Consider the following 18,094-nt stretch of genomic DNA (forward strand, 5'->3'; position numbering starts at 1 on the left):
GTCCAATCGGTAGACGGCGCGCAGGCCGCGCGCCGACCGAGAACGGAGGAAGTCATGGCTCGAATTCGCGCGGTGACCCCGCAGGAGGCCGGCCCGCTGGTGAAGGCCGCGTACTGGTACGCCGGTCGACAGTTCGGCGAGGTCCCCGAACCCTTCGCGGTGCTCGCCAACCACCGCAAGCTGTTCACCGTCTCCGCGCGCCACGAGATGGGGGCGCAGAAGGCGTCGACGGTGCTGCCACCCAACGTCCGCGACATCGCCGTGTACCGGGTCGCGTGGACCGTCGGGTGCTCGTGGTGCGTCGACTTCGGCACCATGCTGCAGCGCCTCGAGGGGCTCGACGTGGAGCGGTTGCAGCACATCGGCGAGTACGACACGTCGCCGTTCTACAGCGACGACGAGCGGGCCGCGATCGCGTACGCCGACGCGATGACCGAGACGCCGACCACCGCGACCGACGAGCAGGTGGCCGACCTCGAGCGGCGGTTCGGTCGCGACGGCGTCGTCGAACTGACCTACCAGATCGCGCTCGAGAACATGCGCTCGCGGATGAACTCGGCGCTCGGCATCCACGACCAGGGTTTCAGCTCCGGCGACGCGTGCCGGGTGCCGTGGGACACGACTACGGAGGCGGATGGGGAGCGGAAAGCCTGATCCCACCGAGCTTTTCCGGATTCGCGATGTCGTAGGCGGCCCAGACGTGGCCGTCGCGGACGGTGAAGGCGGTGACCCGCCCCGGGAAGCCGGGGTGGGTTGCGTCGCCGGGGGAGCCGTGGCTGAGGAACCCGAGTCGGCCGTTGACGAGCACCGGGGTCGACGCGAGGAACCGCTCCATGCCGTACTTGTGGGCCAAGCCGAGGAAGAAGCGGGCCGTGTGGTCGGCTCCGGTGATGACGTTGACCGCGGTGCGCGTCGTGCCGTTCGCGTCGCCGATCGTGATCGCGTCCGGGTGCAGCGCCGCGACGACCGCGTCGAGGTCGCCGCTCGCAAGCGCCGTCACCAGCCGGGTGACGGCCTCGGTGTGCTCGGCCTCCGGGACCGGTGGCGGTGCGTCGGCCACCGCACGTCGGGCGCGGGACGCGAGCTGGCGGGCGCTCGGGACGCTGACCGAGAGGACGTCGGCGATCTCCGCGAACGGCACCGCGAAGCCGTCGTGCAGGACGAAGGCCACCCGCTGGTCGGGGGAGAGGGTGTCCAGTAGGACGAGCGCGGCCATCCGGTTGTCCTCTTGCTGGACAACCGATTCCAGCGGATCGGGAGTCCGTGACGGCGTCACGTCCGTCACGATCGGTTCGGGGAGCCACTGCCCGACGTATCGCTCGCGGCGCACGGTCGCCGACCGCAGGCGGTCGAGGCAGATGCGTCCGACGACCGTCGTCAGCCACGCCCGCAGGTCGCGGATGTCGTCGGTATCGGTGTCGGCGAGACGCAGCCAGGCCTCCTGCACCGCGTCCTCGGCGTCGCTCACGCTCCCCGTGAGCCGATATGCCGCGGACAGCAGGTGGCCACGGTGCGATTCGAACGAGTCCGCCAGTGTCGCGACGCCCATGGTGCGATCCTAGGACCAGCAGCGCCCGACGGTCCGCGCCACGCGGGGCGTCAGGGGCGCACGGTGAGGATCTGGTTCAACGTCCCGACCGGTCCGTGCACGTCGTGGATGACGCTGCTCGTCAGGCCGAGCCCGGTCGGCCCGAACGACACGGTGGTGTCGAAGCCCACCCAGTCCCCGCGGGGCTCGGTGAACAGGTGCGCCGTGAGGTCGAGGTTGGGGAAGGCAACATCCCGCGGGTGTGCCCGCGCGGTCATCCCGTTGGCGAAGTCGAACATTCCGACCGCTCGCGCCAGGGGGCCGACCGGTTCTCCCTCGACCAGTGGCTGCGGGGTGCGGATCCAGAACGCGGCCCGGCCGGGCTCGGTCTGCTCGCGACGCACCTCGATGCTGGCAATGCAGTCTCCGGCCCAGACCTCGGTGGGGTCCCAGGGTGCCATCTCTTCGGGCCCCGGGATCCGGGGGAACGCAGTTCCCTGCAGGTTGCCGGTCTCGCCGGGTTGCATCAGCCAGGCGCGCATCCGTACGGCCGGGCGGCCGCCGTTGACGAGTGTGGCCTCCACCAGTTCGATGGTGCGCCCGGGTCGGACGACGTCCACCGAGGTCTCGACGGTGTCCATCGGCAGGGTGCCGAGGATGTCGAAGGAGAGTCGCCCGATCACGAGGCCGTCGTCGCGTCGTCGATCGCGGTCGCGTTCGACGACGTGCGTCAGCAGGCCGATGGCGGGGGCGATGTGCTGTTCGTCGGTGTTCCAGGCGCCACTGACATGCGTGGTGGGGTGGAACGCGTCGGCGTTCTCCCTCTTGAAGTAGGCCATTTCGCCGCCTCCTGCTCGTACCGGGGGGCGTTCCGCGCACGTCCCGACCGGGACCGTAACACGAAAACTCGACCACAGGGACGCCAGATCGACCCTCAGTTTCAAAATTCGACCGGCGGGTCGAATAACGGTGCGGTGGTCGCCGGCGTGGATGGTGCGCAGGTCATCGGGTCTCCCATCCCGCGATCCGTGCCTCGCACAGTGCCCGCAGCGCCCGGTACTCGGCGCGCCACCGGTCGTGATCGGCGGGCGAACCACGCCAGGATTCGGATCGGCGTTCGACCTCGGCGTCGAGCTGGTCGATCGTGCGGTCACGCCAGCACCACACCGAGAGTTGGTGTCCGTCCCTGGTTCGCGTGAGGGTCGCGGCGGCGGACTCGGAGCCGATGGGGTGGACGACGAGAATGTCCTGGCTGTCGGTGACGACGGCACTGCCGGACACCCACGCGTTGCCGGACACGTCCGCGCTGCCGGACAGCTCGGCGTCGCCGAACACCCGCGCGTCGCCCGACACCTTCGCGTTGCCGGACACCTTCGCGTTGCCGGACACGTCCGCGTTGCCGGACACCTCGGCGTCGCCGGACACCCGGGCGTCGCCGGACACTCCCGCGTCGCCCGACACCCTCGCGTTGCCGGACACTTCGGCGTCGTCGGACACCTGGGCGTTGCCGGACACGTCCGCGTCGCCCGACACCTTCGCGTTGCCGAACACCCACGCATTGCCGGACACCCAGGCGTCGCCGGACAGGTTGTCGACCGTCTCCACCCAGCCACCGAGATCGCCTTCGCGGACTCCGTGTCGCGGGAGGGCCGTCGTGGCCCGGATGCGGTGCAGGGTGCGACCGACGTGGTCGTGACTTTCGTCGGTCAGTTCGAAATGCTTGTCGGTCATCGGGTCTCCTTCGGAGCGGTACAGCCACGCCCGTTCGCGCACATCGCGCGGCCCTAGACGAACAGGCGGAGGGCGCAGGCGACGACGGACGCGCGCACGTCCGCCGCGTCGCCGGCGTGCGCGTCCGGGCGCATCCAGACCGACGACTGGTTCAGGATGCCGTGCAGGCACTGCATCGCGACATCGATGTCCGGGCAGGTGAATTCGCCGTCGGTGACGCCGCGTTCGACCACGCGGCGGAAGACGGCGTCGTGGCGGCGCCGCATCTCCTTCATGGACTCCTGGAACGCGGGCGGCCAGGATCGGGGCCAGGAGAAGACGGTCGCGACCTCCGGTGCGGTCTCCGTCAGGATGCGGACCTGCTCGTCGACGAGGGCGCCGAGCAGGTCGGTGGCCGTCGCGTCCCCGACCTCGGCCGTGCGCTCCGCGAGTCGGGTCAGGACCTCCTCCGTGAGGATCTCCAGGGCGGCCGCGACAAGTTCGTCCTTCGAGCGGAAGTAGTGGTAGAGCGTGGCCTTGGCGATGTCGGTCTGCTCCGCGACATCCTCCAGGTTCATGCCCTGGTAGCCGGTAACGGCGAGGATGCCGATCGCGGTGCGCACGATCTCGGTCTTGCGGCGATCGCGCCGCCGCGCGACCCGGCCCGACCGCGCGGGGGAATCCGGGTCCGAATCGCTCTCCGCTGCAACGACACCGGCGGTGCTGTCACGCCCCCTGCCGGCCATTCGTCCTCCGTGCACGCCCGCGGCGTGTGTCGTCTCCCGTGCCGCCGTCGTCGATCGGCGAGGTTTGTCGTGCCAGCATAGCCAGCGCTGACCCGCGTGACGCGAAGGGCGATCACCTGGACATCTGTCCACTTTGTAACCCCGGTCACATTAATGTTACCCAGGGTAACGGCTAGCGGTAGCGTGTTGCCCGGGTTACAGCAGGGCGGTTCTCGTGATCTCGCCGACATGCTTTGGCGGCGAGCGGGGGAGGGCAGTCGGCGATGAACGCGGTGTCGAGGCTGGCCAGATGGCAGATCGGTGCGTTCGTCGTGCTCGCGGTCCTGAGCGTCGTCTTCGTCGGCGGCCGCTACGTGCGCCTCGACAACCTGCTGGGGTTCGGCCAGTACTCGGTGTTCGTCGACCTGCCGTCGTCCGGCGGCATCTTCACCAACGCCGAGGTCACCTACCGGGGCGTGCCGGTCGGGCGGGTCGGGGACCTGGAACTGACCGCCGACGGGGTGCGCGTCGAACTGCTGCTCGACGACGGATCGCCGTCCGTGCCGGCCTCGGCCGCCGCCGTCGTGGCGAACCGGTCCGCGATCGGTGAGCAGTACGTGGATCTGCAGCCGAGTTCGGACGGCGGGCCGTATCTCACCGACGGGTCCGTGATCGCCCGCGGCCGCACCGCCGTCCCGACCCAGGTGGAGGACCTCGTCGCGTCGGTCGACGCGTTCGCCCGATCCGTACCGGCGGACAGCCTGCGCACCGCGGCCACCGAACTCGGCAAGGCGTTCGACGGGCAGGGCGACAACCTGCGCGCGGTCGTCGACTCCCTGGGCGCCTTCACCCGGGAGGCCGCCGACGCCCTGCCGCAGACGCTGGACCTGATCGCCGATGGGCGCACCGTGCTGGACGGTCAGGCGGACCAGTCGTCGGCGATCCGCTCGTTCAGCGCTGACCTCGACGCCCTCGCCGCGCAACTGCGCTCGAGCGACCCCGACGTCCGGCGGCTGATCGGAAGCGGCACGGCCGCGAGCGACCAGGTGGGCGCGCTGGTGCGGGACAGCGGCGCGGACCTGACGGCGGTTCTGTCGAACACTCGGCAGATCACGTCCCTGGCCCCGGGACGCGAACCGTATCTGCGGGCGGCGCTGCAACTGTTGCCGGCGCTGCCGGTCGCGGCGCGTGCCGTCGCTCCGGGGGACGGCACGATCCACTTCGGACTGGTCCTCGAGACGAACAACCCCGCCCCGTGCACGTCCGGCTACGAGAGCACCTACCGCACTCTCGACGAGATGAAGCAGCGCGACCCGGACTTCGACGACAGCCGCGACGACTTCCCCTTCTCCACCGACGTCCGCTGCCTCGTCCCGCAGGGCAATCCCACCGGCGTCCGCAGCGCCGAACGGGCGACCCTCGCCGACCCCGCCGTGCCGCAGACGTGGGACGACAAGCCGAAGCAGGCGCCGGATGCCTTGAACCTCAACCCGATCGCGACCCAGATCGCCACGATCATGGGCGTCGCGCCGCTCCGGTGAGGTGACCGATGCGCGAACACGACACAGCGGGCAATGCGGAACCTGCCGGGAACCGGGATGCGAAACCCGCTGAAGTGCGAGAGACTGGGGCGACCCCTAGCAGGAGGTCACCAGGAATGGAACTCCGAACGAACGGGTCGATTCCCCAGTCGATGCCCACCGGTATTCGGTCGAGTGGGTTGCAGGACTTGGATCTTGGTAAGTCGAACTCCCTCTGGACCGTGCTGTGTTGGTCCACCCTGATACTCGTGGTCGCGGCGGTCCCCGCCTTCGCGGCGTTCGTCCTGATGGGGTCGGTTCCCCTCGCGGTCATGACCGGTCTGATCACCGTCGGTGGCATCGGCCTTGCGGCACTGATGATCTGACGAACCAGTCGCCGCCGCGGTGGGCAACGGCGGATGCCGTCAATGCAATTCGTCGGGCAACTCGGCCGGATCGAGCAGGACGAACTGCTTGTCGGACGTGCGCACCTTCTCCGACATCGAGATGTTCTTGCGCAGCAGATTCCACTCGGCGTCGCCGATCCTCGCGGTCGCCTGCGTGAGCACCTTGCTGTCGCGGGTGCCCCACGAGATCGGCATGAAGCTGACCATCTGCCACGTCTCGCCGTCCGAGCGGGACGTCCGGTCGCCCAGCACCGACACCGACGGAATCTTGTTGCCCACCGAGTGCCCCTTGCCGGGCAGCGCGCGGACGGTGCGTGTCGCCAACGCGTAGTGCGGTTCGGCGGCGTCCGGCTTGGCGACGTTCACCAGTGCCAACAGCGTGTAGCCGCGGGGATGGGCCTCCGCGACCACGGCCGGCACCAGGTCGCCCTTGGCGTACAGGTCCTCGATGCTGCCGACCTTCCGGGGCGTCCACACCACCATGAACAGCGACGTCAACGCGAACAGCGCCAGCACCACGCCGAGGATGTACGACCAGGGCTGGGCGAGGTAGAACAGCCCCGCCGCGCCGGCGCCCAGGACGACGGCCATCAACATCGCCGACCACTGCAGCCGTCGGATGTCGGAGAGCGTCTCGTTGACGGCCTTGGCGTGAAGCTTGTCGACCGGGAACTCGAAGGGTCGCACGGGTGTGAAGTCCTATCCGATGGTCGGGCCGAGCAGGTCGTCGGCGTCCGTGATCCGGTACGCGTAGCCCTGCTCGGCGAGGAAGCGTTGGCGGTGGGCGGCGTACTCGGCGTCGAGCGTGTCCCGAGCGACCACCGAATAGAAGTGTGCCTGACCGCCGTCGTGCTTGGGACGCAGGAGTCGGCCCAGGCGCTGCGCCTCCTCCTGCCGCGACCCGAACGTGCCCGACACCTGGACCGCCACCGACGCCTCCGGCAGGTCGATCGAGAAGTTCGCGACCTTGCTCACCACCAGGGTCTGGATCTCGCCGGCACGGAACCTGTCGAACAGGGCCTCGCGCTCCTTGTTTCGCGTGGAACCCTGGATGACGGGGGCGTCGAGGGCCTGCCCGAGTTCCTCGAGCTGGTCCAGGTAGGCGCCGATGATGAGGGTCGGCGCGTCCGGGTGCCGGTCGAGGATCGACTTCACGACGGCGATCTTGGTGTGCGCCGTCGAGCACAGCTTGTAGCGCTCGTCCGGTTCGGCCGTGGCGTAGGACATCCGTTCGGCGTCGGTGAGCGTCACCCGCACCTCGACGCAGTCGGCGGGGGCGATCCAGCCCTGCGCCTCGATGTCCTTCCACGGCGCGTCGTAGCGCTTGGGCCCGATCAGCGAGAACACGTCGCCCTCGCGGCCGTCCTCGCGGACCAGCGTCGCGGTGAGCCCGAGGCGGCGGCGGGACTGCAGGTCCGCGGTCATCCGGAACACCGGCGCCGGCAGCAGGTGGACCTCGTCGTAGATCACCAGACCCCAGTCGCGGGAGTCGAACAGCTCGAGGTGCTTGTACTCGCCCTTCGACTTGCGGGTGATCACCTGGTAGGTGGCGATCGTGACCGGGCGGATCTCCTTCTTCTCGCCCGAGTACTCGCCGATCTCCTCCTCGGTGAGCGACGTGCGGGCGATCAGTTCACGCTTCCACTGGCGTCCGGCCACGGTGTTGGTGACCAGGATCAGCGTCGTCGCCTTCGCCTTGGCCATCGCCGCCGCACCGACCATCGTCTTTCCGGCGCCGCAGGGGAGTACCACCACACCGGACCCGCCGGCCCAGAACGAGTCGGCCGCCATCTCCTGGTAGTCGCGCAGTTGCCAGTGGCCCTCCTCGAACGCGAGATCGATCGGATGGGCCTCGCCGTCGACGTAGCCGGCGAGGTCCTCGGCCGGCCAGCCGATCTTGAGCAGCATCTGCTTGAGGTGGCCGCGCTCGCTGGCGTGCACGATCACGGTGTCGTCGTCGATCTTCGCGCCGAGCATCGGGGCGATCTTCTTGTGCCGCATCACCTCGGTGAGCACCGCGCGGTCGAGGCTGACGAGGGTGAGCCCGTGGACCGGACTCTTCACCAGCTGCAGGCGGCCGTAGCGGGCCATGGTGTCGACGATGTCGACCAGCAGCGGTTGCGGCACCGCGAAGCGGGAGAACGAGACGAGCGCGTCGACCACCTGCTCGGCGTCGTGCCCGGCCGCGCGCGCGTTCCACAGCGCGAGCGGGGTGATCCGATACGTGTGCACGTGTTCGGGGGCGCGTTCCAACTCCGCGAACGGCGCGATCGCCTGCCGTGCCTCGTCGGCACGCTCGTGCTCGACCTCGAGCAGCAGGGTCTTGTCGGACTGGACGATCAGCGGGCCGTCGGTCACGTACGCCTCCTAGCAACGGTAACCAGACCATTGTCCAGACGACGGCGACATGACGCCATGTGACGTCCGTTCGTGCGGGCGGAGCGATCGTGGAGGGTTGCCGCCGGCAACCACGGAAACCCTCCACGATCGGGTCAGCGGGGGGTGAGGGATTTCTTTGTTTCCATCACCTGCATGAGCGCCTCGGAAATTCCGGCGCGATAACCGACCTCCCTTTCGGAGAGTCCGGCGGTGGTGTCGAGTTCGTTTTCCAGTCTCGCCTGAATTCGGTCCAGGGCGAGCAGGGTCCGCTTCACTGTCGGGTCCTTGTCGTTTTCTGCTCGGGATTTTTCGGTGAGACGGTATCGATCGGAATTCCGGAATGCTGCGCGCGTTCGTCGAGGACGAAGATCTTCGCGGACGTGATTCCGGACCGGTAGCCGTCGGACCGGGGTTCCGGCAGGGTGCCGCCGGGCAGCAGGCGGTCGAGTTTGCGGTGCAGGCGGTCCAGGACGTCCGGGGTCGCGGGTGCGACCGACTCGCGTGTCATGGTGCGTCCGCTCAGTGGCGCTTACGCTTCTTGATCAACTCGCCGGCCTCCGCGGCGCGCTCCCTTTTTTCCGCACGCTTTTCCTTGATGGACTGTGAGGATTTTTTCAGACTCTTGCCGGGTTTTCGTTCGGCCATTGTCGCTCCTGAAATCGAAGTGGCAATCACTGATTCGAGACCATAGCCCATTTTGAGAAAAAAGCCAGTCGTGCAGTTCGTGACGCCGCGCTTCAGTCCCCGAGGGCGACGGACGTGATCCGGTGCAGCGTGAACCGCTTGACCTCGCCGGTCGCCGGATCCAGCGCGTCGAGCTGCCCGCCGCCGACGCTGATCGGTTGCACGATCCGGTGTGACGCGATGCCCTGCGCGTCGACGTAGCCGATCGTCACCGCCCGCCGCACCTGCGCGGCGGTCTGCAGCAGCGTCATCGTCGCCGCGGTGGAGGCGCGGGTGCCGTCGCTGCGCAGGCCGACCCCGCTCGACGCGGCCGCGCGGTCCCCGGCGCGCAGCGACCGCACCAGCGTCCCGAGCTGCTCGTCGGTGGGGACCGCCGGCACCCGCAGGCGGGGAGCGCGGGCTGCGGGGACACGCGCCCCGCGCGGGCGCAGGTCGACGATCGTGCCGCTGGAGTCCTCGCCGGCCGGGGCGAACCCGACGGCGCGCAGCTCGGTGAGGACCTCCTTGAGCGGGGCCTGCGAGATCACCACCGTCGGGGCGAGCGCCCGCAGCGCGAGCTGGTCGGCGATGGGGGAGGAGAGCACCTCCGCGAGCAGGGCGGGGTCCTCGCAGCGGATGAACGACGCCGCGACCCCGGCGCGGAGCCGGCCGTGGCGGCGGGCGACGTCGTCGATGAGGTACGTCAGCGACTGCGGGACCGGGGTCTTGGACCGGGTGGCGAACAGGGTCTGCAACTCGGACGCGGTGAGCCCGGCGTCGAGCGCGCGCCGGATGCTGGCCTCGCTGATCCGGTACATCGACGCCGCGCCCGCCGACTCGATGTCGGCGACGAGCGTGATCTGCTCGAGCAGATCGGGGATGAGGGGACCGGGCGCGACGACGGTGAGGTCGGCCTGCACGAGTACGTAGTCGATCGGCTCCGGCAGCGCGGCGTCCATCTCCGCCTCGGGGTCGCCGCCGTGCAGCAGCGCCTTGCCCGGGGAGCTGAGGACCCCGTGCGCGACAAGACCGAGCGCGCGGGCCTCGTCGAGTGTTCGTTCGACGACGTGCGGGGCGAGCCGGCCCGCCCAGCGGGGCCGGCGCCACGCCAGCAGCCGCCCGGCCTCCGGCGCCGACACCGTCCGGCCGCCGGCCTCGGCCAGCAGTTCCAGCAGCAGCCGCCGCTCCTGCGGGGCGCCCGGGGCACGCACCTCCTCCGACAGCGCCGAGATCGGCTTGTCCGCGGCGTCGCGGCTGCCGATGATCCACGGCCGGCGCGCCAGCGTCAGCCAGGCGCCCGCGAGCGTCGCCCAGCGGCGGGAGGTGCCGGCGTTGAGCCAGCCGTCGACCGCGACGGTCGGAGCCCAGTAGTCGTCGATGTCGGTCAGCGGTGCCGGGTCGGGGGTGCCGCTCGCGATCAGCCCCGCGCCGGCGAGCAGCTCGAGCAGCAGCCCGATTCGCGCCTCGTCGACCCCGACCGTCTTCGCCAGCCGCCGCAGTTCCCGGACCCCGAGACCGCCGGCCTTGAGCGCGGGCGCGGGGGCGTCGCCCAGCGCCGCCACGAGGTCCTCGCAGTGCCGGACCAGTTCCAGCGTCTCGCCGGCCGCGGCCGCGTTGACGTCGGCGGGCTTCTGCTTGCGCCCGGACAGCGGGGGCGGCGTGGGCGACGCCGGATCGAACACGGCCTCCCCGCGCAGCACCTGGCCCACCTGTGCCGGCAGTTCCACCGTCTCGGCGTCGACCCAGAGCAGCAGCCCGCTGGCGAGCAGGCGTTGGACCGGACGGTCCGGTGACGTGCCGGGCGCGGCGTCCCGGGTGCGGCCGATCGGCGACGACCGGGCCAGCGTCGTCAGCAGGTCCCGCTCGTTCGGTTCGATCCCATCGAGGGCGGACCGGATCTCGTCCTCCGTCAACGCGTCGGACTCGGCGTGGATGCGGCCGATGCGCCACGGGATGGCGTCGGACGCGGCGCGGACGATGCGGAGGTGCTCGTCGTCGCCCCACACCAGCGCGAGGCTGCGGAGGCGGGCGAGGGCCTTGTCGAGCGTCTTGGACGGCACCCGGTCGGTGAAGGCGTCGTCGAGGTGGCGTCGGGACACGGGCATCTGGTCGGCCTGCTCCAGCGCGAGGACCTCGAGCAGCCCGAACTCGAGCGTGTTGAGGGTGTCGGCGGCGCGCATCACGGAGGCGCGCTGTTCGGCCCGCCCGGCCAGCACCGCGCACGTCGCCGGCGGCGGCACCGCCAGGTCGGGGCGCAGTCGCAACAGGCCGGTCAGTTCGGCGTCCTTGCGGTCGGTCAGCCAGCCGGTCAGCGTCGGTGCTACCTCGGGGTTCGCCGTTTCGGGGGCGCCCTCGGTGCCATGCGTGGAGGTCATCGTCTATGAGATTAGTGACCTGGGCTGTACCCCGGCGTCAGCTCCTGCCAAAATGGGCGCGTGGCTAACAATTCGAAGAAGCGCTATGTCGATCCAGGGTGGCCGGAAACTGCGGATGGAGATCACGCGGTGACCGAGTTGTCGTCCAGTCGTGCCGGGAACCTCTCGCCGTTCGGCGAAGAGACCGAGTTCCCGCTCCCGGTGGACTCCCTGCCCTACGTGCACCCGCACACCGTGATCAACCGCTGACGCGCATACGACGAAGAGGGCCCCTCGCCATTGGCGAGGGGCCCTCTTCCTTGTTCGGGGTGCGAGCGGATCAGCTCTACGACAGGCTGCCGAAGCTCGGGAGGAGCGAGGGTGCCGCGATGTCCTGCACGCTCAGCTTGGTGAAGTCGTAGGACTTCGCTGCGTGGTAGGCGTCGAGGACGCCCTGATCGATGACGACGCCGCTGGCCTTGGCCTGGTCGATGAGCGCATCGAGACCACCGACGACGGCCTGGACCTCGGGCGAGAGCGCGGGAGCGGACGGGGTGGCGGCGGGTGCCGGAGTGACGGGCGCGGGAGCCTCGGCGGCCGGGGCGGTGCGCTCCGTGGGGGCGCTCGACAGACCCAGCTGCGACGAGCAGGACGGCCATGCGCCCCAGCCCTGCGCGGCGAGCACGCGCTCGGCGACGACGATCTGCTGCTCACGGGTGGCCTGGTTCGCAGTCGAGGCGAACTCGCCGCCGCCGTGCGCGGTCCACGTGGTCGGCGAGAACTGCAGGCCGCCGTGGTAGCCGTTGCCGGTGTTGATGCCCCAGTTGCCGCCGGCCTCGCACTGCGCGAGCCTGTCCCAGTCGGAGTCGGGGGCCGCGCTGGCAGTGCCGGCGAAGGCGACGCCGCCCACGCCCATGATGGCGCCGGTGACGGCGACCTTGGCGACGGTACGGCCGGTGGTAGTCGGCTTGCGATGGCGTCCGGTCATGTCGGTCGGTTCCTCTCCGTACGCGCCTGCGAGGTCAGCTGTCGGGTTCGGGCTGAGAGGTCGCCCGGCCTCGCCGCTCATGGCTGGAGCGGGTCTGGCTTCACCCCCAGGGAGATTGCTCTCCCGATGCCTGCGGGGCGTCCCTGTCGGGACTTGATTCCCCGGAGGACCTTTGGGTCCCCCGTCCCCGTCCATGGATGCTTCGTGGGTGCGTCCGGATCCACTGGACGGGGTTTGGCGCGGTGGGTCCGGATGTGGCCGAGGTGCCGGCCGGTCATGACCGTACGACGATCGGGCGCAGAACGTCACCAGTTGATAACGCGGCGCGTCTTGTGTTGTTCGAGAGCCGAATTCGACTGAAACGGCGTAGCCCCAGCTAGTCGGCCTGTCGACCTTTCGATCACGGTTCGACACCGCTCCGTTATCGGTGCGTTATGTGAGAGAGATCACAGTCGTATGGGGCGTCTGTCCCACTTTTCGGAACGGTCAGGGGGCGGTCCACTGCCCCTGGTCGCGGCTGCCGACGCTGACGATCTCCTTGCCGAGCGGCATCAGCGACACCGGGATCATCTTGAGGTTCGCGATCGCCAGCGGGATGCCGATGATGGTGATCGCCATCGCGATCGCCGTGACGATGTGGCCGATCGCGAGCCAGACGCCCGCCAGGATCAGCCAGATGACGTTGCCGATCAGCGACATGACCCCCGCGGTGGGCTTGTCGACGACGGTCTTTCCGAACGGCCACAGCGCGTAGACGCCGATGCGGAAGGAGGCGATGCCGAATGGGATCGTGATGATCAGGATGCACATCACCACACCGGCGACGAAGTACCCGAGCGCGAGCCACAGGCCGCCGAAGATCAGCCAGATGATGTTCAGCAGAATCCGCATGGTGGCCCCTTTCAGCGGCTCCGACGGCCGGAGCGGAGAGCGTAAGCGATGGCGAGGACGAATCCGAGCGGGCACGCCAGGGTGAGCAGATAGAGGACCAGGCCGGGATCACCCTCGGAGAGGGAGTGGACGAAGAAGATGGCGACGATCGCCGCGATTCCGATCAGGAAACTGACGACTGCCGCGTAGAACAGTCCCTTGCCGGGCTGGGTGGGGGCGCCGGCGTCGTTGCGGTTCGATTCGTTCGTCACAAGACAACGGTAGGCCACCCGGCCCGGCGTGGTGAACGGCAGTTCGGATCCGGAGGTCCGTCCAATGTTTCCGAATTGGACGCTTGACCGGGAGTGCTGCCCTAGGCTCCGCGCCATGATCGCTAACACCCGTGTGTCCGGGGGCCTGTCGCTGTCGGGCAAGGTCCTGGGCGCCGTGCTGCTCGCCCTCTTCCTGGCTGCTGTCGCCGTGATCGCCGGCCCCGCCGTCGCGCGCGCCGACGCGCCCGCGCCGACCGTCGAGTACTCGTCCGACGGCGGCGTCACGTGGGGTGGAGTCGAGAAGATCCAGTGGCGCCAGGGTGAACTCGTTCCGGGGCAGTCGTTGAAGACCACCTTCCGGGTGCGCAGCGCATCCGGTGCGGAGGGCACCGTCGGGTTCGCGGTGGGCGACTACGAGCTGACGCCGGGCATGATCGCCACCGCGCGCGTCGACATCGACGGCAAGGCCGGAAACCCGGTGACGCTCACCGAGGCTCGTGCGGTGGCGCCGGGCACGTCCGTCGGGTCCGTGCACCTCGCGGCCGGCGGTGTCGCAACCGTCGACCTCGTCGTGGGCATGCCCGCCGGCGCCGGCAACCAGGCGCAGTCCGGGTTCGTGAACCCGAGGTGGGCCGTGGGCTTCACGCCCGGCACGCTGCCCCAGCCCGGTTGCGTCGCCACCGGTTCGCTCGGCTCCCTGTCCTGCATGTTCGGCGGAACGGGCAGCCTGGCGTCCTGATCTCGCTGACCGGATCCACGAACGGGCGGTTAGTCGGACTCGGCTCTCGGTCGATGTTCCGGCAGCCGCCCGTTCGGCATTTCGGTAGGGGCACAAACGACGCGGCACCGGTTGCTCTCCTCTTGGAGAGGGCAACCGGTGCCGCATGGCGTGCATGACCCGGGCACGCTCGGGCCCGTTCCCCGTGTGTGTTGCTCACCCGACTTCCGGTGTGGGATCGGGGAGTTGGGGAAGTGGGAATCAGGGCCACCGGCTGGGAGGGGGGACCGCCGGTGGCCCTGCGCTGGGGGGCTAGTCGAGTGTCTGTTCCAGGCGAACCCTGAAGTCGGCGAAGTTCGCCGAGTCCGACTGCCCGACGACACCCGACGTCTGCGGATCGAAAGTGAACTTGGCTGCCACGTCCACGATCGCGTTGTTCTGGGCGGGTGTGACGACGATGCCGGTGGACCCGCCGGGGACGACGGTGCCGCCGATGGTGGCGGTCACCTGAGGCTGCAGTTGGCCCTTGAGCTGGCCGCCGCCAGTGAAGCTGATGTTGTCGACGGTGAGTTTAGCCGTCAGATCCGTTCCCGTGAGGGTGATTCGGTAGCTGCCCATGTAGGTGAGGACATCGCCCGGGACGATGCGGAACGTCGCAATGTCGATCGGGCCGTTCCGGTCGTTCCACGTGGGTGCGGTGACCTCGGTCAGCGCGAGTGAGCCCGAACCGTTGCCGCCGCCACCGATCGTGGTGGGCGGGGCGGTGGTGGTCGGTGCGGTCGGAGTGGTGGTAGAGCCGCCGGCGCTACCGCTGCCGAGGCTGCCGAAGTCGCAGGCGGTCAGCGTCAGCGTCGAGCCGAGCGCCGCCGCGGCGACCGCAACCTTGAAGCCCTTGGTCTGTTTCTTCATCGGACTGTCTTCCATTCCCCTCGCGCGAGATTCCCCGGACTCGACGGTGATTGGGCGGCACCCACACGAATGCGGGTGCCGCGTGGCGTTATTCGACCAGCGCTGCGATGTCGGCCGGCACATCGCTGGACGACGGATCGACGGCGGTCTTGGTCCAGCTGCCACCGGTTGCCTTGTAGAGCTGGCCGCTATCCACAATCCACAGGGTGTCTGTGGATGAATCCCATTCGTACCGAGCCGAGGCCGACGCCGGAATCCGCTTCAGCTCTTCGCTGTTCGTATTCTCGATCACGATGGCGGTCTCCGCTGTGGCGGACGATGACTGCAGGGTGGCGGTGTAGCCACTCGGCGACGTCTGCGTGATGCCGAGCGCGGTGTCGGCCTCCGTGGTCGTTGTGGTTGTCGTCGCCGTCGTGGCGGATGAAGTTGTGGTGGTCGGCGTTGTCGGCGTCGCTGTGCTGGTGCTGGTGCTGGTGCTGGGCTGCGGTGATGCAGTCGTCGTGGTGGTAGCCGACGTCGATGTGGTGGTGCTGGTCGGCGCCGAGGTCGTGGTTGTCGGCGTGGTGGTTGTGGTGGTTTCAGACGGCGCCGCCGCTCGGGCGTTCATCGAATCGGGGTTGACGGGCAGGCTTGCGCCGCTCACACCGCCAACATTGGAAACGGCGGATCCGCAGCTGACGTTCCACGAGCTCGCGCCTTGCCTGGTCACGGAGTATCCGCGCCAGTCGGACCCCTCTTCGCCGGTGTACCGGTTTACGGTGTGGATCTCCACGTTGTACGTCTGGCCACTCCCGGCGGCGTTGGGGGTGTTGTCTCTCCAGACATCGGTCGAAACCTGCTGTCCCACTGCAATACTGTCGGCCGTAGGGTCGACGAACCAATTGTTGGATGTACCTCTGACGATGACGTGGTACTTGAATGCGGAGTTTGTGTGTATCCAAGTCAAATGGCACTGCTTGATGTCAGATAGTGCCCAGCGCCACGTTGTCGTCGCCCCTGTGGGGCTTGCTATTGCGGGCAGGACGTTCGGTGCCACGGTCAATCCGCCGCTGGTGGCGGTGTTGTTGGTGTCCTGCCAGGCTGCGCTGGTTCCGCTGACCTGGGAGAGCCCGAAGACGGACAGCGCGACGGCGCTGAGTGCGAGCGCTGGGCGAATGGACTTCAGTGTCACCTGACGAGTGGTTCGCTTGGAGTCGCGTGGAATCTGAGTGGTCACGGCGTCTGAGTCCTTCCCCCGTGGGGCGTTTCGTCGTCCAGGTCGGTGGATTCAGGGTGATCGGCGGTGTCGAGGCGACTCGACGGCCTCGCGACGATCACGAGTAGGGCGCCTACCAGTGCACCGCCTAAGAAGATGGCCGTCGAACTCGACAGCCACGCGGCGACGTACCCGAGACCGCCAGCACTCCAGAAGACGCGGTCTGCCTCAGTGATCGAATACGGTTCGACGTCGGGATCGGCGTTGGCATCGCCCTTCAGCGTGACCACGGCGGCAGCGCCATCCTGGGGCTGAATCGCATATACGCGGTGGGTGATCCGGGTGCCCTGGGCGTTGTCGATGCTGACGATGTCGCCGATTGCAAGGTCGCCGGCAGGAACCGTGCGCGCGAGCGCGAGCGACCCGGTAGTGATCTCGGGTGACATCGAACCCGACCGGAAGATCAGCGGCTTCACGTCGAACAGCAGTGCCGCGACGGTCGCGACGATGCAGATCAGCCCGGCGATGGCACCGACAGTGAGCGCGACTTCGCGGGCCGTGCGAGCTGCGGACGACGATCTGGTCATGGTGGACTCGGACATGGCCGGCCTCACACCGAAGTGGCCGTGAACGTGAAGACCACGTTGATCGACTGGCTCTGCATCGCCTTGTAGAGAGAGTCTCCTGCCGTTGCCTTCACGCAGATGGTATCGAAGCCGCTCAGAGCACCGACCGGGCCCTTGTCGGTGATCATCGCCTGGTCCGACGTAGACATCGTGACGCTCTTGATTGCCGTTCCGGAGCAACTTCCGTTGCCGAATACAGTGAGCGTGATCTGGCCTGCGACGGTGGTGTTTCCGGTGGCCTTTGCCGTCATCGAGTAGTTGAAGGCCATGTCGCCCTTGTTTCGCACATCGAGGGGTGCCTGGACCGAACTTCCGGGTAGCAGACTGGATCCGCTGAAAGCGCTGAAGGTGTAGTTGTCGGCGCCCGGGTCTTGTCCCAGTTTCAGGTCCACGACCCCAGTCTTGAAAACGTTGGAGGTTGCGGTGGCGGTGTCGCTCCACGCCGCCAGAGTTCCGACTGAGCCGAGACCGAGCACGATGCCGAGGGAGAGGGCAGCTCGCACCCGGCCGCCACCCAGCGCCTTGCGCATACGTGCGCCGACCGTGGGGGTCGAGTTCGAGATCTCGTCGCGAGACATGGAGAGGCCCTTCTTACTTCGTTGTGGCCGATGCGTCGGCATCGACCGCAGGGATGACGGCGGTGAACTCCTCGTCGTCACCGGTCGCTGCGGTTGCCGCCGGTGCGCGTCGTTTGTCGCGGCTCGAGCTGACGAACATGGCCACCGCATAGATCAGGAGACCGCCGACAACCACGACCAGGAGCGCTGACCGCTGTTTTCCGGTGATGAAGTTGTTGACGTACCCGACGTACGGAACCGAATACCAGACCTTGCCGCGCACCTGTTCGGGCACAACGGGTCTCTCATCGGGCACGGGGTTCGCGTCGCCCTGCGTGGTGAACCGCAACTCACCCTTCGCCGAGTACTGCACCGAAATGATGCGGTGCGTGACGACATCGGTCTTGCCGGACTCCCACTGGTAGGTGATGGCGTCACCGACTCCAAGGGATCCAACGTCCGTCGGCTTGACGACGACGAGTGTTCCCGGCGGATAGGTCGGCTCCATCGAACCCGTCAACACGGTGAACGGCGTCGAACCCGTGACCCGAGGAATGACGATCGTCAGTGCCAGGATCCCGACCATCACGATCAACAGCAGCCAGGACACGACAGACTTGACCCACCACCACACGGTGGTCGGCTGGTCGTCGGGTTCGGCTGTTGCGCTCAC

At 68.5% G+C, this 18,094-nt stretch carries 24 protein-coding genes; 6 read left to right on the top strand and 18 right to left on the bottom strand.

Features of this window, described 5'->3' with window-relative positions; all coding sequences use genetic code 11:
- Window positions 1-54: 54 nt before the first annotated feature.
- Window positions 55-654, top strand: coding sequence for a carboxymuconolactone decarboxylase family protein (locus EGT67_RS21570; RefSeq protein ID WP_127918148.1), 600 nt, complete (start codon window positions 55-57; stop codon window positions 652-654).
- On the opposite strand, the gene EGT67_RS21575 is transcribed toward EGT67_RS21570, so the two are convergent.
- From EGT67_RS21575 to EGT67_RS21590, 4 genes are all read right to left on the bottom strand, one after another.
- Window positions 623-1,549: a sigma-70 family RNA polymerase sigma factor gene (locus tag EGT67_RS21575; RefSeq protein WP_127918149.1), complete on the bottom strand. Its 927-nt coding sequence runs from the start codon at window positions 1,547-1,549 to the stop codon at window positions 623-625. The genes EGT67_RS21570 and EGT67_RS21575 overlap by 32 nt on opposite strands.
- Before the next feature lie 50 nt (window positions 1,550-1,599).
- Window positions 1,600-2,367, bottom strand: coding sequence for a thioesterase family protein (locus tag EGT67_RS21580; RefSeq protein WP_127918150.1), 768 nt, complete (start codon window positions 2,365-2,367; stop codon window positions 1,600-1,602).
- Window positions 2,368-2,530: 163 nt separating this feature from the next.
- Entirely contained in the window at window positions 2,531-3,259 is a 729-nt protein-coding gene (locus EGT67_RS21585) for a bactofilin family protein (protein WP_127918151.1), read from the bottom strand.
- 53 nt (window positions 3,260-3,312) lie between these two features.
- Window positions 3,313-3,984, bottom strand: a complete 672-nt coding sequence (locus EGT67_RS21590; RefSeq protein ID WP_127918152.1) for a TetR/AcrR family transcriptional regulator — start codon at window positions 3,982-3,984, stop codon at window positions 3,313-3,315.
- A gap of 263 nt (window positions 3,985-4,247) precedes the next feature.
- On the opposite strand from EGT67_RS21590, the gene EGT67_RS21595 reads away from it, so the two are divergent.
- Together EGT67_RS21595 and EGT67_RS21600 are read left to right on the top strand one after the other, a co-directional pair.
- Complete coding sequence (locus EGT67_RS21595) at window positions 4,248-5,504, top strand: MCE family protein (RefSeq protein ID WP_127918153.1); 1,257 nt, start codon at window positions 4,248-4,250, stop codon at window positions 5,502-5,504.
- 188 nt (window positions 5,505-5,692) lie between these two features.
- Window positions 5,693-5,869: a hypothetical protein gene (locus tag EGT67_RS21600; RefSeq protein ID WP_241566166.1), complete on the top strand. Its 177-nt coding sequence runs from the start codon at window positions 5,693-5,695 to the stop codon at window positions 5,867-5,869.
- 39 nt (window positions 5,870-5,908) lie between these two features.
- Here the strand turns inward: EGT67_RS21600 and EGT67_RS21605 are convergent, their stop codons facing one another.
- From EGT67_RS21605 to EGT67_RS21620, 6 genes are all read right to left on the bottom strand, one after another.
- Window positions 5,909-6,577: a DUF3239 domain-containing protein gene (locus EGT67_RS21605; protein WP_127918155.1), complete on the bottom strand. Its 669-nt coding sequence runs from the start codon at window positions 6,575-6,577 to the stop codon at window positions 5,909-5,911.
- A gap of 12 nt (window positions 6,578-6,589) precedes the next feature.
- Window positions 6,590-8,248, bottom strand: coding sequence for a DNA repair helicase XPB (locus tag EGT67_RS21610; RefSeq protein WP_127918156.1), 1,659 nt, complete (start codon window positions 8,246-8,248; stop codon window positions 6,590-6,592).
- Window positions 8,249-8,382: 134 nt separating this feature from the next.
- Window positions 8,383-8,544, bottom strand: coding sequence for a hypothetical protein (locus EGT67_RS25170; protein ID WP_164877632.1), 162 nt, complete (start codon window positions 8,542-8,544; stop codon window positions 8,383-8,385).
- The gene (locus EGT67_RS21615) at window positions 8,541-8,777 is read right to left on the bottom strand and encodes a hypothetical protein (RefSeq protein WP_127918157.1); all 237 of its coding nucleotides are present in this window, start codon (window positions 8,775-8,777) and stop codon (window positions 8,541-8,543) included. The genes EGT67_RS25170 and EGT67_RS21615 overlap by 4 nt, the downstream gene beginning before the upstream one ends.
- 11 nt (window positions 8,778-8,788) lie before the next feature.
- Window positions 8,789-8,914 carry a hypothetical protein gene (locus EGT67_RS25505; protein WP_277750166.1) on the bottom strand — a complete coding sequence of 42 codons (126 nt, stop codon included), beginning with the start codon at window positions 8,912-8,914 and terminating at the stop codon, window positions 8,789-8,791.
- A gap of 92 nt (window positions 8,915-9,006) precedes the next feature.
- Window positions 9,007-11,307, bottom strand: a complete 2,301-nt coding sequence (locus EGT67_RS21620) for a helicase-associated domain-containing protein (protein WP_127918158.1) — start codon at window positions 11,305-11,307, stop codon at window positions 9,007-9,009.
- Window positions 11,308-11,367: 60 nt separating this feature from the next.
- On the opposite strand from EGT67_RS21620, the gene EGT67_RS21625 reads away from it, so the two are divergent.
- Window positions 11,368-11,556 carry a hypothetical protein gene (locus EGT67_RS21625; RefSeq protein WP_031937314.1) on the top strand — a complete coding sequence of 63 codons (189 nt, stop codon included), beginning with the start codon at window positions 11,368-11,370 and terminating at the stop codon, window positions 11,554-11,556.
- A 76-nt stretch (window positions 11,557-11,632) separates the two neighbouring features.
- Here EGT67_RS21625 and EGT67_RS21630 read toward each other — a convergent pair whose 3' ends face one another.
- The 3 genes from EGT67_RS21630 to EGT67_RS21640 form a co-directional block, all read right to left on the bottom strand.
- Window positions 11,633-12,274 carry a resuscitation-promoting factor Rpf1 domain-containing protein gene (locus tag EGT67_RS21630; RefSeq protein WP_127918159.1) on the bottom strand — a complete coding sequence of 214 codons (642 nt, stop codon included), beginning with the start codon at window positions 12,272-12,274 and terminating at the stop codon, window positions 11,633-11,635.
- 486 nt (window positions 12,275-12,760) lie between these two features.
- Entirely contained in the window at window positions 12,761-13,165 is a 405-nt protein-coding gene (locus tag EGT67_RS21635; RefSeq protein ID WP_127918160.1) for a YccF domain-containing protein, read from the bottom strand.
- Window positions 13,166-13,176: 11 nt separating this feature from the next.
- Window positions 13,177-13,416 carry a hypothetical protein gene (locus EGT67_RS21640; protein ID WP_127918161.1) on the bottom strand — a complete coding sequence of 80 codons (240 nt, stop codon included), beginning with the start codon at window positions 13,414-13,416 and terminating at the stop codon, window positions 13,177-13,179.
- A gap of 115 nt (window positions 13,417-13,531) precedes the next feature.
- Here EGT67_RS21640 and EGT67_RS21645 point away from each other — a divergent pair, with 115 nt between their 5' ends.
- Window positions 13,532-14,155, top strand: a complete 624-nt coding sequence (locus EGT67_RS21645; RefSeq protein ID WP_127918162.1) for a hypothetical protein — start codon at window positions 13,532-13,534, stop codon at window positions 14,153-14,155.
- Between the two features lie 291 nt (window positions 14,156-14,446).
- Here the strand turns inward: EGT67_RS21645 and EGT67_RS21650 are convergent, their stop codons facing one another.
- Complete coding sequence (locus EGT67_RS21650; RefSeq protein WP_241566167.1) at window positions 14,447-15,043, bottom strand: alternate-type signal peptide domain-containing protein; 597 nt, start codon at window positions 15,041-15,043, stop codon at window positions 14,447-14,449.
- Window positions 15,044-15,131: 88 nt separating this feature from the next.
- Complete coding sequence (locus tag EGT67_RS21655; protein ID WP_127918164.1) at window positions 15,132-15,335, bottom strand: hypothetical protein; 204 nt, start codon at window positions 15,333-15,335, stop codon at window positions 15,132-15,134.
- A gap of 94 nt (window positions 15,336-15,429) precedes the next feature.
- Here EGT67_RS21655 and EGT67_RS21660 point away from each other — a divergent pair, with 94 nt between their 5' ends.
- The gene (locus EGT67_RS21660; protein WP_164877633.1) at window positions 15,430-16,218 is read left to right on the top strand and encodes a hypothetical protein; all 789 of its coding nucleotides are present in this window, start codon (window positions 15,430-15,432) and stop codon (window positions 16,216-16,218) included.
- Between the two features lie 37 nt (window positions 16,219-16,255).
- Here the strand turns inward: EGT67_RS21660 and EGT67_RS21665 are convergent, their stop codons facing one another.
- The 3 genes from EGT67_RS21665 to EGT67_RS21675 form a co-directional block, all read right to left on the bottom strand.
- Window positions 16,256-16,714 carry a signal peptidase I gene (locus tag EGT67_RS21665; RefSeq protein ID WP_421958153.1) on the bottom strand — a complete coding sequence of 153 codons (459 nt, stop codon included), beginning with the start codon at window positions 16,712-16,714 and terminating at the stop codon, window positions 16,256-16,258.
- 134 nt (window positions 16,715-16,848) lie between these two features.
- On the bottom strand, window positions 16,849-17,442 hold the full coding sequence (locus EGT67_RS21670) for a SipW-dependent-type signal peptide-containing protein (protein WP_164877634.1): 594 nt from the start codon (window positions 17,440-17,442) through the stop codon (window positions 16,849-16,851).
- 13 nt (window positions 17,443-17,455) lie between these two features.
- A complete protein-coding gene (locus EGT67_RS21675; RefSeq protein WP_127918168.1) occupies window positions 17,456-18,094 on the bottom strand; it encodes a signal peptidase I in 639 nt (212 codons plus the stop codon).

Source organism: Prescottella agglutinans (assembly GCF_004011865.1).
Classification (GTDB): Bacteria; Actinomycetota; Actinomycetes; order Mycobacteriales; family Mycobacteriaceae; genus Prescottella; species Prescottella agglutinans.